This is a genomic window from Shewanella electrica, assembly GCF_022321485.1.
Taxonomy (GTDB): Bacteria; Pseudomonadota; Gammaproteobacteria; order Enterobacterales; family Shewanellaceae; genus Shewanella; species Shewanella electrica.
Genome location: NZ_JAKOGG010000005.1, coordinates 105,871 through 120,058 on the forward strand (window position 1 = coordinate 105,871; position 14,188 = coordinate 120,058).

The window sequence follows — 14,188 nt, forward strand, 5'->3', positions numbered from 1 at the left end:
CTACTAGCAAAAAAGGCGCTTTAAGCGCCTTTTTTATGCGGTTGCCTCAGTAGCCGCTGCTGTCAGCGGCGAAAATACGGCGTTAACTCTGCCTGACGCGCACGACAGCGCACTAATATTTGCCGCTTCTCATCATCAGTTGCACGGTGCCAAGCAGTAATTTCAACCAAAGTACGGCCACAGCCTAAACAAACATCTTCATCGTTTAAGCAACAGTTGCGTACACAAGGGGAACGCAACGGATCATGACCGGATACTGGCTGTTCGCTCATGGTTTAACCTTTCACGTAACTCAGCGGCAGATCAAGCACCTCAACTGACAGACTAGCGTCAACCAATTCATTAACTGCATCAAACACACCTTGGCTGAGTGCACGCTTTTGCTCTTCAGTGCGGCCGGGCAGTAACCTGATACTGATATGCACAAAGTTATCGGCATCTGCGGCACCAAGATGAAAGAATTCATAGGCATGCGCACGGCTTTTAATGGCGATAGGATTAAACAAGCCGCTAGCCTCTGTCGCTTGATGGGCACATGACACTAACTTATTAATATCGACTTGCTGCGCTACCGCTTGGTTGTATTCAATAATCACATGAGGCATGAGTTACTCCTAACTTATAAGGTTTGAATGATGCCGCTGATCAGGCCAATTAAGCCACCAAAAATGCCACCCCAAACAACTAACCAACCTAAGTGGCGCCGAATCAACTGCTGTACTATCTCTTTCACCATCTGTGGCGTCAGTTCATCTAGACGCATCGCGACGATCTGTTCGATTTTAGCGCGTAGATGCAGCATGGTATCACTTTGCTGTAGCTGCTGTTTCAGCAAATCATTAAATTGCTCACCTTCTGCGATATCGGCTAGCGATTGCTGCATCTTCTCGATAAACGGTTGTTTTAGTGGTGTCAGCGCTTCCGCGCCGCCAAACATAGCTAACATACTGCCAAGCGAGGATTGCGCGACCGTCGCCACCAAGGCATCAAACGCCGGTGCTAAATCGATTTTATTGAGCATGCCGCCGATATCCAGCTTCGGGGCAGCCGATTGCTCAAGGAAATTGTCGATATTCTGTTGATTAAAAAATTGCTCCATCATCATCGCGCTAATCGCCCGTTTGAATGCATCAAAACGCGCAGGGATCACCCCTGAACCATAGAGGCCGGGCACCTTTTCAAACAACATGTAGATTGCGAGCCAGTTGGTCAGCGCACCGGACAAGGCAAATAGCCCGATACTCACTAAAATATTCTGTTTAGAGACTAAGCCAATCACCAAAAACAACGCCGCAACGAGGTTGGTAATCAGACTAACATTCACCCGCACTGGGCTAGATGCTTGAGACTGAGACAACACCATACTCCTACTGTAATAACAAACATCGCTATGTTAACCGCGGCATACCACGAGTCAACTTAGCCATGCTGATTTAAAATCAATCACCTACACCTTTGTACAGGTTTTGCTTTGTCGCCATCCACCAGCCACAGCGCTTTACTGATAAATCCTGTGCACCTAACGGCTTAAGTCGCTATGATGCTGTATCGCCTAAGCCTAAGGGATTGAATGACTCCTGTGAAAACCTTTTTAAATTTGTCACTATCACTATGCGCCATTGCCGCCATCACCGGCTGTGCGGGCAACACAGAATTGCCACCTTTGGGACCTGTTACCGATGCATTTAGCACGCAAATTCTCAGCGATGGCACCAAGATGTTTACCTACCGCATCGACATGAAGCGAAGCCATGCAAGTGCAATGGCACCTGATTACGGTCAATTGACCAACATGAGTCGTAACCGCAACAGTCGCCGCCAAGATAGCGGACCGAGTTTACTTGAGTTACACATGGTAGAAAACGTCAAACAGCTAATAAAACAAACGGGTTATTGTGCTGACAACTATTATGAATTATCACGCATGGTAATGAGAGAGCACGCAGAGTTGCGCGGCGAGTGTTATGAAGGCGCGAGTGCTGAAGATAAAACAAAATTCCCGAATAAAGAGTAACACTCTTAAATTAAACTTAATTATTCAGATTTTCGGCAATAAAAAAACGCGGAACTTTTCAGCGCCGCGTTTTTAAGAAACTGTCAGTCAGTCTTAGCCGATAATTTGAACGTTCTCAGCTTGAGGACCTTTCTGGCCTTGAGTTACAGTGAAGCTAACTTTTTGACCTTCGTCCAGAGTTTTGAAACCGTCAGCTACGATAGCGCGGAAGTGAACGAAAACGTCTGGGCCCGCTTCTTGAGCGATAAAGCCGAAACCTTTGTCAGAGTTAAACCACTTAACAACACCAGTTACTTGAGACATAGTCTTAATTCCTGTAAATAAAACAATACGTAAGCCTTTGCGGCGGTGGAGCTGAAAATGCCGGTATTACTTATGTTTACAGGACGACCCAGTCGAATTGAATACATAAAAATAAGCCCAACTTTCAAGCTGCATTGACTATAAATCATTCCCACAATAAGTCAACTAACTTCAATGTTTACGCGAAACTTTCGCGCATATTTTGTATTAAATATTTATTGCAATTCGACTTTCTATTTAAGCCGTTCAAAAATATCGATTTTAAAATCTATTTCGCAAATTAATCCGTTCAACTTTAACGCATTTTTTTGTTGCTCAGTAAATTTCCAAGCGTACGGCGTCATTTGCAAAAAGGCGCCGCAAATGTCACTAGCGGGTAGATTCATGCTCCATTGCAACCGCTCTTCATGCAACAGCTTAAACCCCGCTAAATTAGCCTCTCGCGCCGGATGCAATCTAGGCTGCTCATAAATAAGCTCTTTCACTGCAAAGTGGTGCTTAGGACCCGCTGATACATTGATGACAATGCCGTTATCGGCACAGATCCGTGCCAACTCATCATCGCTCCCCGGCGCAAAAATCCGCAACACTAAATCAGCGACACCATTGGCGAGTGGTAAATCAAAAGCGCTAGCGACAGTAAACTGAATATCGCGGTAACGTTTAGCGGCATAGCGTATTGCCGCGCGGGAGATATCAACCCCGATAAGGTCATGCCCGACGTGCTGATGTAAAAGTGAAGTGTAGTAACCCTCACCGCACCCCACATCAACGGTGCACTGAGGTTTAAGCTTAAATTGCTCAATGAGCGTTAGAATCCGATCTATCAGTGGTTGATAATGACCGCTGTCTAAAAACAGTCGACGCGCCGCCATCATCTCTTTGTTATCGCCGGGATCTTTACTGTTTTTCTTGTTCACCGGCAGCAGATTGATGTAGCCCTCTTTAGCTACATCAAAGTGATGTCCCCGCGCGCAACACCATACATTGCTGCGGTGATCTAAAGGCTGCTGACATACCGGGCACCGAAAATACATATTTCACCTTGTTATTCTGCAAGCGAGATTTTGCTCTCATCGCTCACCATCATGTTCACTAACTGGGTTAGCTCATCAGAAGCTAACATCTCATACAATGCCAAGCGCCGAGCGTCTTCCCGTCCGAGGCTACCATTGGCACTTTGCCCCAAGTTGCCGCGATCCATCGCAATACAATAATGGCGATAAACCCACTGTCGTTTCGCCTCAAGTTGCTGCTGTAATTTATCAATGGTCTGCATCAAACTCGGGACTTGTTGCAACGCAGTTTGCGTAGCAAATGTCGTCAGTTCACTATTGACCTGCAACAGCTCACTCAGCTCTAACACCAGCTGATTGGGGGCGGCAGTATAATCAAATGGTTGGTTAAGTACAGCCTTGGCACGACTAATTGCAGTTGGCTCACTGGTGAGATATTGGTCTTGCTCAAGCGGCACTAAACTGAAATAAGGTGCGTCGAAATTCACCGCTAATAACTGTGCCTGCGGATAAACGACGAGATCGATCCCCTGCCGCAACTGCGCAATACACGCACTCTTACTCACCTTTAATGCTTGGTACACCCGACAGCCTTGCCCAATACCGCGCACCACCGTAGCGGTGGGAAGTTGGTTCGCCGCGTCCAGCACCTCAGAATAAAAGCATGGATGCAATCGCAAGTTTAACGCCAGAACATCTTGTTGCTCGCTTTGGCTGACGATGATTTCGCCAATAGCGGCGTTAGTAGCTTCTAACAACAGCAGATCATTGATACCTGCAATAGGTAATATTCTAATACGACAAGGCTGCAGCACATTAATTAACTGCGGTGTCGATAGTCGATATGGCAACATTCTAATCCATCAGAACTCATACAACATAATGCGATCACCATACACTTAATTGCGGCTTTTGGCGTCCCTGAATAACTTACTATTTGAATCAATTAGCAAAACGAAACGTCGGATTTTTTCACCCACTTTGGCAAAAGTGGTAGACTGTCACAAATTTTCTGTATGAGTTGCAATTATGACGCAAGCGCCGCACGGAGCGAGCATTTTTTGGCACGATTATGAAACATTCGGCGCCACCCCTGCCACCGATAGACCAGCGCAATTTGCCGGTATTCGTACCGATATGGATCTTAATATCATCGGTGAACCCGAAACCTTTTATTGCCAAATTGCTCCCGACTACCTGCCTGCGCCAGAGGCGATTTTAATCACCGGCATCACGCCGCAACTTGCTAACAGTAAAGGCATGCCTGAAACCGAGTTTATGGGCAAAATTCACCAGTTGTTTAGTGTGCCCAACACCTGTGTTGCGGGTTACAACTCGCTGCGGTTTGACGATGAAGTGACCCGTTATGGTTTTTATCGCAACTTTATCGATCCCTATGCCCGCGAATGGCAACACGGTAACTCTCGCTGGGACATTATCGATTTAGTGCGTGCTTGTTACGCTTTGCGTCCCGATGGTATCAATTGGCCGACACGCGAAGACGGCAGCCCAAGTTTTAAATTAGAACATCTGACCGCGGCCAATGGCTTGGGCCATGAAAAAGCCCACGATGCAATGTCAGATGTCTACGCCACCATCTCGCTGGCAAAGCTGATTAAAGAGCGGCAACCGCGCCTGTTTGATTACTACTTTAATCTGCGCAAAAAGCAGCGCGCAGGCGAATTGATTGACGTGCTAAACATGACGCCACTGGTGCATGTCAGCTCAAAAATTCCCGCCAGCCAAGGCTGCGCCACCTTGATTGCGCCGTTGGCGTATCATCCAACCAATAAAAACGCCATTATCTGCATCAATTTGGCGCTGGATGTACAACCGCTGCTCGATTTAGATGTAGAACAACTGCGTGAACGGATGTACACCGCCCGTGCGGATTTAGCCGAAGATGAACTGCCCGTCGGCATCAAGTTAGTGCATCTCAATAAATGCCCATTTATCGCGCCGGCGAAGACCCTTACCGATGAACGCGCAGCAGCGTTAGGTTTCGACAAAGCGTTCGCCCGCGAGCAGTTTAAACGCTTGAAGAATGCCCAATATGTGCGACAAAAGTTGACCGAGTTATTTGAGAGCGAATCATTTAAAGAGACCACTGATCCTGATGTGATGCTCTACTCTGGTGGATTTTTCTCGCCAGCAGATAAAGCCAAGATGGAGATGATCCGCAACACCGCACCGCAAAACTTAGCGGCACTTGAGCTAAACTTTGACGATGCTCGCTTGCCCGAGATGCTGTTCCGCTACCGTGCGCGTAATTATCCCAACACTCTTAGCGATGCTGAAAACCGCAAGTGGGCGCAGTTCTGCCAACAACGTTTGAGTGACCCAGATTATGTGTTACGCATTGAAAACCTGTTGGAAGAAACTGCTGATAATGACAGCAAGCAAAAGTTGCTCAAGGCGTTGGTGCTTTACCTTCAGTCGCTTTAGCTGCATCATGCTTATCCAATTCCGCTCGGATAATCGAACATGCAAGACAGATTTATCAAGCAGATAAGCCTACTCCCGGCAGATTTAGCCAATGAGTTAGTGCCGTTATTAAACCAGCAATTTTCTGGTCATCTTGATGCACAGCAGGTGGCTACCCTGCTGCAAAAAACCGGTTTAACTAAAGCCGAGTTGATGTTCCAACTGCTCAATATTGCTAAAGCATTAGCGCTAGCGCCTATCAGCCATTTTTATGTTGGCGCGATCGCCGAAGGCAACAGTGGTGATATCTACATGGGCGCCAACATCGAGTTACCGGGCCGAGCCTTGTGTCATTCGGTACACGCGGAGCAGCATGCCATTAGCCATGCGTGGTTGAGCGGTGAAAGCGGTATTCGCGACATCTGGATCAACGCCACACCATGCGGCCATTGTCGTCAATTTATGAACGAGCTTGTGGATGGCGGCAAGATCAACATCCATCTGCCGGATACCAAGGCGCAAACACTACAACACTATTTGCCTAACGGCTTTGGCCCGAAAGATCTGGGTATCCTGCAGCCATTAATGCAAAAGCAGCAGCATGAGCTGTATTGTGAAGACCATAATGATCCGCTGATCATCGAGGCACTTGACCACGCCAGCTTGAGCTATTCGCCTTACAGCCACAACCATAGCGCTGTGGTGTTGGAGATGGCCGATGGCCGCACCTACTCTGGCCGCTATGCTGAGAATGCGGCGTTTAACCCGAGTATGATGCCAATGCAGATGGCGATAGCCAGTTTGGTGCGCCACAACCAAAGCTTTGCAGATATCAAGCGCGCATTGTTGGTTGAGTCATCCGTCGGGGAATTGTCATTAATTGATGTCAGTAGTGATGCATTGCTGTCGGTATCAGCAGTACCGCTAGAGCATATTGTCGCAGAGCCAGTCTAGCGACCCAGTGTCATAAAAAACGCAGGTCAGCATAGCTACCTGCGTTTTTTGTTATCAGCGGTTATTCAAACGCTGGATGGCGTTAGATTATTGCTGTTGGCACTTTTTCTGCCGCGCCATCAAGCTCGAAGTATCCCAGCGATTACCGCCCATCGCCTGCACTTCGGCGTAAAACTGATCTACTAACGCAGTCAGCGGCAAGGTTGAGCCATTACGGCGCGCTTCATTCAACGCAATGCCTAAATCTTTGCGCATCCAATCGACGGCGAAACCAAAATCGTATTGGTCTTTGAGCATAGTTTGATAGCGGTTTTCCATCTGCCAGCTTTGAGCGGCCCCCTTGCTGATCACTTGCACCACTTTTTCACCATCAAGCCCAGCATTTTGGGCAAAGCTCAGCGCTTCTGACAAGCCTTGTACGATGCCAGCGATACAGATTTGGTTAACCATTTTAGTCAACTGACCTGCGCCACTGTCGCCCATCAGCACGGCACTTTTAGCATAGCAATCGATGACCGGTTTTACCGCAGCAAATACTTCGGCATCGCCACCCGCCATCACCGTCAGCACGCCATTTTCTGCGCCAGCTTGTCCGCCAGAGACTGGCGCATCAATAAAACTGATGTGTTTGTCGTCCAGCGCTTGCGCTAATTCGCGCGCCACATCCGCAGACGCAGTCGTATGGTCAACAAATACCGTATTGGCCGCCATGCCATGCACCGCACCTTGGTCACCGAGTACCACTTGGCGCAGGTCATCATCGTTGCCGACACAACAAAATACAATTTCTTGTCCTGTTGCCGCTTCCGCCGGTGTGGCGCAACGGCGACCACCGTGTTGAGCTACCCACGCCTCAGCCTTCGCGCTGGAACGGTTGTATACCGTCACCTCATGCCCGTGCTTCAGCAAATGTCCCGCCATAGGATAGCCCATGACACCCAATCCCAAAAACGCCACTTTAGCCATTGGAAGTCCTTATCTAATATCGGTAAAAAATAAAAAGGCATTTGCCGAAACAAACGCCTTTCAAGATGAAAGAGGTATTTAAGGATGCACGTGGGCTTCCATCTCTACCCCAATTTTTTTGCGCATCTCCATTAAACGAATTGCCGAGTCACGCAGCTCAATATCTCGCTCGGTTTGCGGCACCCACTCTGGCACGTCGGTTGGCGAGCCATGTTCGTCTACCGCCACCATAATCACGATGCAGTGTGTGGTCAATTGACGGTCGCAGAATTTAGGGTCGCAGGCGCGCACATCGATACCAATGTGCATTGAAGTACGACCGGTGTAGATCACCTTAGCGCCAACCTCAACAATATTACCAACGAGGATCGGTTTAACGAATCGAATACCGCCCGCATACGCCGTGATGCAATACTTACCGCTCCAGCCTGCCGCGCAAGCATAAGCCGCTAAGTCAATCCACTTCATCACCGCTCCACCATGAACTTTGCCACCAAAGTTCACATCACCCGGTTCAGCTAAAAAACGGAGGGTAATTTCTCTTTCCATACCGGCCATTAATGTCCTCTCATTGTCCCGTAGGCTTGGCGCAATCGCGCTGACCGTTTGAGTGTATTCGAATTTATCGGTTAAGGAAATCCTTACCCTTGGCTATCGCCTACAATGCGAGGGCAACTTGCGGTAATTATGGATATAAAGCAAGTGAAGTTGATCGTGTCGGACGGTTGCCGATTGATATTCATGTTACGCTTGGCTTCAGGCAGCAGCAATCAATCGCTGTACACACTGGGCGCGGGTGGGGACATTTTTATACGCGTTATCAACGATGAGTAGATAATACGATTCGCCGTTAGCGGGAACACGAGCATCAGATGCAGAATTGGGGATAGAAGAGGAAAGCTAACATCCAGCTGCTCGAATGAAAGAGAGCTATATGTTGTATCGTAGAAACAAAAGGCGAGCCGTTAGCTCGCCTTGAAATTTACCACTGCAGATTACACTTTTTTCAGCAACAGTGAGCCGTTAGTGCCACCGAAACCGAATGAGTTACACAAAGCGTATTCCATATTCACTTGGCGAGCGGTGTGTGGCACGAAGTCCAAATCACAACCTTCATCTGGGTTATCCAAGTTTATCGTTGGTGGAACCGCTTGTTCTTGCAGTGCCAACGCTGTGAAAATGGTTTCTACCGCGCCCGCAGCGCCAAGCAAGTGACCCGTCATCGATTTAGTCGAGCTTACCATCACTTTATTGGCCGCAGCACCAAACACGGCTTTAACCGCAGCAGCTTCGGCTTTGTCGCCAGCAGGGGTAGATGTGCCGTGGGCATTGATATAACCCACTTTTTCTGGGTTCAAACCACCATCTCGCAAGGCATTAACCATCGCCGCCGCGGCACCTTTGCCGTCAGCCGGAGGTGATGTCATATGGAATGCATCACCACTCATACCAAAGCCAACCAGCTCAGCGTAGATTTTGGCACCACGCGCTTTGGCGTGTTCATATTCTTCAACCACCATCACACCAGCGCCATCACCGATAACAAAACCATCACGGTCTTTGTCCCAAGGACGGCTAGCTTTGGTTGGTTCATCGTTACGGGTAGACAATGCTTTCGCAGCACCAAAACCACCCACACCGAGCGGGCAAGTCACATCTTCAGCACCGCCAGCGACCATGACATCGGCATCGCCGTAAGCAATAGTCCGTGCGGCAAAACCGATGTTGTGCACGCCTGTGGTACAAGCCGTAGTTACCGCAAAGTTAGGGCCGGTCATGCCATACATGATCGACAAATGGCCAGCAATCATGTTGATGATGGTGCTTGGCACAAAGAATGGGCTCACTTTACGTGGGCCGCCGTTCATCAGCGCGGTGTGGTTTTGTTCAATCAACCACATGCCGCCCATACCAGCACCAATAGCGGTACCAACACGGCTTGGGTCTTCTTGCTCCATATCCAAGCCAGAATCAGTGATAGCTTGAATACCAGCGGCCATGCCGTATTGGATAAACAGATCCATTTTGCGAGCATCTTTTTTGCTCAGATACTGTTCAACGTCAAAATCTTTGACAGAACCGCTAAAACGGGTAGTAAATTCACTGGCATCAAATTTGGTAATGGGAGCAATGCCGCTCTTGCCAGATAACAATGCTTTCCAAGTGCTATCGACATCATTACCGACTGGCGTAACCAGGCCAAGCCCGGTGATCACAACTCGACGTTTAGTCACTTTAGTCACCTTTTCGTAGAATAAACCTGCGTCAGCAGCGTGGGTTAGCTCAGAAATAAGTTAAGAGAGGCTGCCGGCGGGGGAACACTATAAAAATAGTGGCGAAACAAAAACAGGCGGCAAAGTTGCCGCCTGTTTTCTAGAATTCAGTATTACTGATTTTTTGAAACGTAATCGATCGCTGCTTGAACAGTAGTGATCTTTTCAGCTTCTTCATCAGGAATTTCGGTGTCAAACTCTTCTTCCAGAGCCATAACCAACTCAACGGTGTCCAGAGAATCTGCACCCAGGTCGTCTACGAAAGAAGCAGATGCTTTAACGTCTTCTTCTTTAACGCCCAGCTGCTCAACGATGATTTTCTTTACACGTTCTTCGATGTTGCTCATTAGTTTTCTTTCCTATTCAAATTACGCACTTGCGTAAGATTGCGAGTAGTTTATTCGATTCGACCAACATTGCAAGTCCAGTTTTCGTGGTCTAACCACGAATTAGACTCCAATGGCTTAGGATTTAGCACAATCCTGACTATATTAATACGCCAATAAGCCCTTAAACCATATACATCCCGCCGTTTACATGCAAGGTTTCCCCTGAAATGTAAGCAGCAGCATCTGAGGCTAAGAACAATACCGCGTTAGCAATCTCTTGTGCCTGTCCCAGACGTTCCATTGGAACCTGCGACATGATGGCCTTTTGCTGATCTTCTGTCAGTTCGTCCGTCATATCAGTCTGGATAAAGCCAGGTGCCACCGCATTGACGGTGATCTGGCGTGATGCAACTTCACGAGCAAGCGATTTGGTAAAACCAATCAAACCGGCTTTAGCCGCTGCGTAGTTCACCTGACCGGCGTTGCCCATAGTACCCACTACAGAACCAATGCTGATAATACGTCCATGACGTTTTTTCATCATGGCACGTAACACTGGCTTAGAGAGGCGGAACAGCGATGTCAGGTTAGTATCAATGATATCTTGCCATTCATCATCTTTCATCCGCATCAACAGGTTATCGCGGGTAATACCAGCATTGTTGACCAGAATATCAACATCACCAGCTTTTTCCTTGATCGATTTAAACAATTCATCGATAGATGCTGGATCTGTGACATTGAGCACTAAACCGTGGCCGTTGTCACCCAAATATTCGCTAATTGCGGCAGCGCCTTTCTCACTGGTCGCAGTACCAAAAACGGTCGCGCCTGCAGCAGCCAAGGTGGTTGCAATTGATTTTCCGATGCCGCGGCTAGCGCCGGTCACCAGCGCTACCTTGCCAGATAAATCGATAGCAATACTCATGTAAACTCCTGTTATTCAGTAATCGCCGTCAGCGATGCAAAATCGTTGACTGACTTAGCGCTCAGCGCTTTGCTGATACGTTTTGTCAGACCAGCCAATACCTTGCCTGGGCCAACTTCGAGTAATTCTGTGACACCATCGGCGGCCATCAGTTCCACAGTTTCCGTCCAACGTACTGGGCTGTATAACTGACGCACCAAGGCATCTTTAATTTCGGCGGCAGTCGTTGGCGCGGCAACGTCCACGTTATTAATCACACGGATGTTTGGAGCGTTAAAGCTGATCTCAGCCAATGCTTGTGCCAACTTATCGGCCGCAGGCTTCATCAGTGCGCAATGCGACGGTACGCTTACAGGCAGTGCTACTGCCATTTTGGCGCCCGCTGCTTTACAGGCTGTTGCGGCACGTTCTGCAGCGGCTTTTTCACCAGCGATAACCACTTGACCTGGGCTGTTATAGTTCACAGGGCTAACCACAGCACCTTGCGCTTGCTCTTCACAAACGTTGGCAATGGTATCGTTATCTAAGCCGATAATCGCGAACATTGCGCCAGTGCCTGCTGGTACAGCAGCTTGCATCAACTGACCACGCAGCTCGACCAGTTTTACCGCATCTTTAAAGGCAATCACACCCGCACACACCAGCGCTGAATACTCGCCCAAACTGTGCCCTGCCATTACTGCTGGTGCAGCTTTACCGCTGGCTTGATACACGCGCCATAAGGCCACGCTTGCCGTCAGCAATGCAGGTTGAGTTTTGTCGGTTTCATTCAATGTTTCGGCTGGGCCATGTTGCACCAATTGCCACAAATCGTAACCCAATACTTCACTGGCTTCAGCGAAGGTGTCAGTCACAATAGAAAAATGTTCCGGCAAATCGGCTAACATGCCTACGGCTTGTGAGCCCTGCCCCGGAAATACGAACGCAGTAGCGGTCATCTTTTTAACCTTATTATTTGAAAATGAAATCTTTTAGAAGCGAACCAATGCACTGCCCCAGGCAAAACCTGCACCGAAGGCTTCTAGCAATAATAGTTGGCCGCGTTGAATTCGTCCGTCACGTACCGCCTCATCAAGTGCAATGGGTACTGACGCTGCTGAAGTGTTACCGTGCTTACCCACAGTGACAACCACTTTATCCATACTCATATCGAGTTTTCTGGCAGTGGCGGCAATGATGCGTAAGTTGGCTTGATGTGGCACTAACCAGTCGAGTTCTGAACGATCGACCTGGTTGTGTTCTAAGGTTTCTGTCACTAGGTGTGATAGCTGTGTTACGGCCACCTTAAACACATCGTTACCTTTCATCGTCATAAAACTCACCGCTTCGGCAGTTTCGCCTACGCGCGGAGGAAAGGCACATTTTAATAGATCACCTTGACGGCCATCCGCATGCAGATGGGTAGAAAGGATACCCGGAGTATCGCTAGCACCAACCACGGCCGCACCGGCACCATCACCAAATAGGATGATAGTACCGCGGTCAGCGGGATCGCACAGACGCGACAGTACATCGGCACCAATCACCAATACTTTTTTCGCGGTACCAGCTTTAACAAACTGATCAGCCACAGACAGCGCATAGACGAAGCCAGAGCAGGCTGCTGCGATGTCAAATGCAGGAATGTTATTCACCCCAAGCATGGCTTGAATTTCACAAGCAGCCGCCGGGAAAGCATTTGTAGCACTGGTTGTGCCGCAAATAATTAAATCGAGTTCAGTAGGATCAATCCCCGCCATCTCAATTGCATTGAGGGCGGCTTTGTGTCCCATAGTGGCGACAGACTCGTCACCACCGGCGATGCGGCGCTCAGAGATACCTGTACGTTCAACAATCCACTGGTCGCTGGTTTCCACCATCTGTTCCAGATCTTGATTGCTACGCACCTGCGCCGGCAAATAACTGCCAGTACCAAGAATTTTTGTGTGCATAAAGAGAAATCAGCTGTTTATGTCTAAGAGAATCGACTCGAGACGAGAACTAATCTGGTCAGGAAGACGACGTGTAGCTTCGGTCACAGCCAGGCTGATTGCCTGCAAGTATGCGGATTGATCCGCATTCCCATGGCTCTTGACAACTATTCCGCGCAATCCTATCAGACTTGCACCATTATAGTGGTCGGGGTTCATTTGTCGCAGTACTCGCGAAATGCTGGGTGCTAATAATTTCGCCAACAATCTGACAAAGAAACCCTGTTTCAACCCTTGCTTTAATTGATGTACCAGCAGTCGGGCTATCCCTTCTGAAGTTTTCAGGGTGATGTTACCAACAAAGCCGTCACAAACAATGACGTCCACTTTGCCAGTGTATAATTCATCGCCTTCAATAAAACCTTGGTAGTTAATTTCAGGTGTGTGTTGCAGTAATTGGGCGGCCTGTTGCACCGGTCCATTACCCTTACACTCTTCACTGCCAACATTAAGCAGCGCCACGCTTGGCCGCTGTTGTTTGTTGACCACCTCACACAATACCGACCCCATCACCGCGAATTGAAATAGAATGTCGGCATCGCAGCTAACATTGGCCCCTAAATCGAGTAGATAAAGCGGTTTGTTATTCACGGTAGGTAAACGGGTTACCAATGCTGGACGTTCAACTCCCGGTAACGTACGCAGCACCACTTTTGACATGGCCATTAACGCACCGGTATTACCCGCGCTGACGCAAGCATCCGCTTCACCGTCTTTGACACATTCCAACGCTAAACGCATCGAACTTTGCTTTTTGCAGCGCAAAGCCACCACTGGACGTTCGTCCATGGTAACGCATTCATTAGTGTGCTTGATGGTAATTCGGCTACGGTAAGAGGCACCGCATTCTGAAAGAAGAGGTGTTATCTGGTGTTCATCGCCAACCAGAACGAGTTTGAGGTGTGGATATAATCGAAGTGCCTGCATTGCAGCAGGCACTGTAACGTGGGGGCCATGATCGCCACCCATCACATCCAACGCAAGCGTCAGATCTGTCATAAGACAATCAAC

17 protein-coding genes are annotated in these 14,188 nt (G+C 48.6%); 3 read left to right on the forward strand and 14 right to left on the reverse strand.

What is annotated here, in order from left to right; translation table 11 throughout:
* Window positions 1-62: 62 nt before the first annotated feature.
* The 3 genes from L9G74_RS09420 to L9G74_RS09430 are packed head-to-tail and all read right to left on the reverse strand — an operon-like array spanning window position 63 to window position 1,324.
* The gene (locus L9G74_RS09420) at window positions 63-272 is read right to left on the reverse strand and encodes a DUF1289 domain-containing protein (protein ID WP_238896060.1); all 210 of its coding nucleotides are present in this window, start codon (window positions 270-272) and stop codon (window positions 63-65) included.
* A gap of 3 nt (window positions 273-275) precedes the next feature.
* Complete coding sequence (locus L9G74_RS09425) at window positions 276-605, reverse strand: 5-carboxymethyl-2-hydroxymuconate Delta-isomerase (RefSeq protein WP_238896061.1); 330 nt, start codon at window positions 603-605, stop codon at window positions 276-278.
* Between the two features lie 14 nt (window positions 606-619).
* Entirely contained in the window at window positions 620-1,324 is a 705-nt protein-coding gene (locus L9G74_RS09430) for a DUF445 domain-containing protein (protein ID WP_238896277.1), read from the reverse strand.
* A gap of 246 nt (window positions 1,325-1,570) precedes the next feature.
* On the opposite strand from L9G74_RS09430, the gene L9G74_RS09435 reads away from it, so the two are divergent.
* On the forward strand, window positions 1,571-2,014 hold the full coding sequence (locus tag L9G74_RS09435) for a hypothetical protein (RefSeq protein ID WP_238896062.1): 444 nt from the start codon (window positions 1,571-1,573) through the stop codon (window positions 2,012-2,014).
* A 93-nt stretch (window positions 2,015-2,107) separates the two neighbouring features.
* Here the strand turns inward: L9G74_RS09435 and L9G74_RS09440 are convergent, their stop codons facing one another.
* From L9G74_RS09440 to L9G74_RS09450, 3 genes are all read right to left on the reverse strand, one after another.
* Entirely contained in the window at window positions 2,108-2,317 is a 210-nt protein-coding gene (locus L9G74_RS09440; protein ID WP_207356271.1) for a cold-shock protein, read from the reverse strand.
* A 233-nt stretch (window positions 2,318-2,550) separates the two neighbouring features.
* The gene (gene rlmA, locus L9G74_RS09445; protein WP_238896063.1) at window positions 2,551-3,354 is read right to left on the reverse strand and encodes a 23S rRNA (guanine(745)-N(1))-methyltransferase; all 804 of its coding nucleotides are present in this window, start codon (window positions 3,352-3,354) and stop codon (window positions 2,551-2,553) included.
* Window positions 3,355-3,365: 11 nt separating this feature from the next.
* A complete protein-coding gene (locus L9G74_RS09450; RefSeq protein ID WP_238896064.1) occupies window positions 3,366-4,187 on the reverse strand; it encodes a hypothetical protein in 822 nt (273 codons plus the stop codon).
* 175 nt (window positions 4,188-4,362) lie between these two features.
* On the opposite strand from L9G74_RS09450, the gene sbcB reads away from it, so the two are divergent.
* Both sbcB and cdd read left to right on the forward strand, forming a co-directional pair.
* Window positions 4,363-5,778, forward strand: coding sequence for an exodeoxyribonuclease I (gene sbcB / locus L9G74_RS09455; protein WP_238896065.1), 1,416 nt, complete (start codon window positions 4,363-4,365; stop codon window positions 5,776-5,778).
* Between the two features lie 39 nt (window positions 5,779-5,817).
* A complete protein-coding gene (gene cdd, locus L9G74_RS09460; RefSeq protein WP_238896066.1) occupies window positions 5,818-6,711 on the forward strand; it encodes a cytidine deaminase in 894 nt (297 codons plus the stop codon).
* A gap of 87 nt (window positions 6,712-6,798) precedes the next feature.
* On the opposite strand, the gene L9G74_RS09465 is transcribed toward cdd, so the two are convergent.
* From L9G74_RS09465 to plsX, 8 genes are all read right to left on the reverse strand, one after another.
* A complete protein-coding gene (locus L9G74_RS09465; RefSeq protein ID WP_238896067.1) occupies window positions 6,799-7,677 on the reverse strand; it encodes an NAD(P)-dependent oxidoreductase in 879 nt (292 codons plus the stop codon).
* Window positions 7,678-7,755: 78 nt separating this feature from the next.
* The gene (locus L9G74_RS09470) at window positions 7,756-8,235 is read right to left on the reverse strand and encodes an acyl-CoA thioesterase (protein WP_238896068.1); all 480 of its coding nucleotides are present in this window, start codon (window positions 8,233-8,235) and stop codon (window positions 7,756-7,758) included.
* 437 nt (window positions 8,236-8,672) lie between these two features.
* On the reverse strand, window positions 8,673-9,911 hold the full coding sequence (gene fabF, locus L9G74_RS09475; RefSeq protein ID WP_238896069.1) for a beta-ketoacyl-ACP synthase II: 1,239 nt from the start codon (window positions 9,909-9,911) through the stop codon (window positions 8,673-8,675).
* A 152-nt stretch (window positions 9,912-10,063) separates the two neighbouring features.
* A complete protein-coding gene (gene acpP, locus L9G74_RS09480; RefSeq protein WP_037440015.1) occupies window positions 10,064-10,297 on the reverse strand; it encodes an acyl carrier protein in 234 nt (77 codons plus the stop codon).
* 163 nt (window positions 10,298-10,460) lie between these two features.
* On the reverse strand, window positions 10,461-11,207 hold the full coding sequence (gene fabG, locus L9G74_RS09485) for a 3-oxoacyl-ACP reductase FabG (protein WP_238896070.1): 747 nt from the start codon (window positions 11,205-11,207) through the stop codon (window positions 10,461-10,463).
* Between the two features lie 11 nt (window positions 11,208-11,218).
* Window positions 11,219-12,145 (reverse strand): ACP S-malonyltransferase, encoded by a 927-nt coding sequence (gene fabD / locus L9G74_RS09490; RefSeq protein WP_238896071.1) that lies wholly within the window; start codon window positions 12,143-12,145, stop codon window positions 11,219-11,221.
* 33 nt (window positions 12,146-12,178) lie between these two features.
* Window positions 12,179-13,138 (reverse strand): beta-ketoacyl-ACP synthase III, encoded by a 960-nt coding sequence (locus L9G74_RS09495; RefSeq protein WP_238896072.1) that lies wholly within the window; start codon window positions 13,136-13,138, stop codon window positions 12,179-12,181.
* Between the two features lie 9 nt (window positions 13,139-13,147).
* Window positions 13,148-14,176 carry a phosphate acyltransferase PlsX gene (gene plsX / locus L9G74_RS09500; RefSeq protein ID WP_238896073.1) on the reverse strand — a complete coding sequence of 343 codons (1,029 nt, stop codon included), beginning with the start codon at window positions 14,174-14,176 and terminating at the stop codon, window positions 13,148-13,150.
* Window positions 14,177-14,188 lie beyond the last annotated feature (12 nt).

Coding starts and splice junctions, on each gene's coding strand:
- L9G74_RS09420 (WP_238896060.1), bottom strand. CDS start 272: ATGAGCGAACAGCCAGTATCCGGTCATGATCCGTTGCGTTCCCCTTGT.
- L9G74_RS09425 (WP_238896061.1), bottom strand. CDS start 605: ATGCCTCATGTGATTATTGAATACAACCAAGCGGTAGCGCAGCAAGTC.
- L9G74_RS09435 (WP_238896062.1), top strand. CDS start 1,571: ATGACTCCTGTGAAAACCTTTTTAAATTTGTCACTATCACTATGCGCC.
- L9G74_RS09440 (WP_207356271.1), bottom strand. CDS start 2,317: ATGTCTCAAGTAACTGGTGTTGTTAAGTGGTTTAACTCTGACAAAGGT.
- rlmA (WP_238896063.1), bottom strand. CDS start 3,354: ATGTATTTTCGGTGCCCGGTATGTCAGCAGCCTTTAGATCACCGCAGC.
- L9G74_RS09450 (WP_238896064.1), bottom strand. CDS start 4,187: ATGTTGCCATATCGACTATCGACACCGCAGTTAATTAATGTGCTGCAG.
- sbcB (WP_238896065.1), top strand. CDS start 4,363: ATGACGCAAGCGCCGCACGGAGCGAGCATTTTTTGGCACGATTATGAA.
- cdd (WP_238896066.1), top strand. CDS start 5,818: ATGCAAGACAGATTTATCAAGCAGATAAGCCTACTCCCGGCAGATTTA.
- L9G74_RS09465 (WP_238896067.1), bottom strand. CDS start 7,677: ATGGCTAAAGTGGCGTTTTTGGGATTGGGTGTCATGGGCTATCCTATG.
- L9G74_RS09470 (WP_238896068.1), bottom strand. CDS start 8,235: ATGGCCGGTATGGAAAGAGAAATTACCCTCCGTTTTTTAGCTGAACCG.
- acpP (WP_037440015.1), bottom strand. CDS start 10,297: ATGAGCAACATCGAAGAACGTGTAAAGAAAATCATCGTTGAGCAGCTG.
- fabG (WP_238896070.1), bottom strand. CDS start 11,207: ATGAGTATTGCTATCGATTTATCTGGCAAGGTAGCGCTGGTGACCGGC.
- fabD (WP_238896071.1), bottom strand. CDS start 12,145: ATGACCGCTACTGCGTTCGTATTTCCGGGGCAGGGCTCACAAGCCGTA.
- L9G74_RS09495 (WP_238896072.1), bottom strand. CDS start 13,138: ATGCACACAAAAATTCTTGGTACTGGCAGTTATTTGCCGGCGCAGGTG.
- plsX (WP_238896073.1), bottom strand. CDS start 14,176: ATGACAGATCTGACGCTTGCGTTGGATGTGATGGGTGGCGATCATGGC.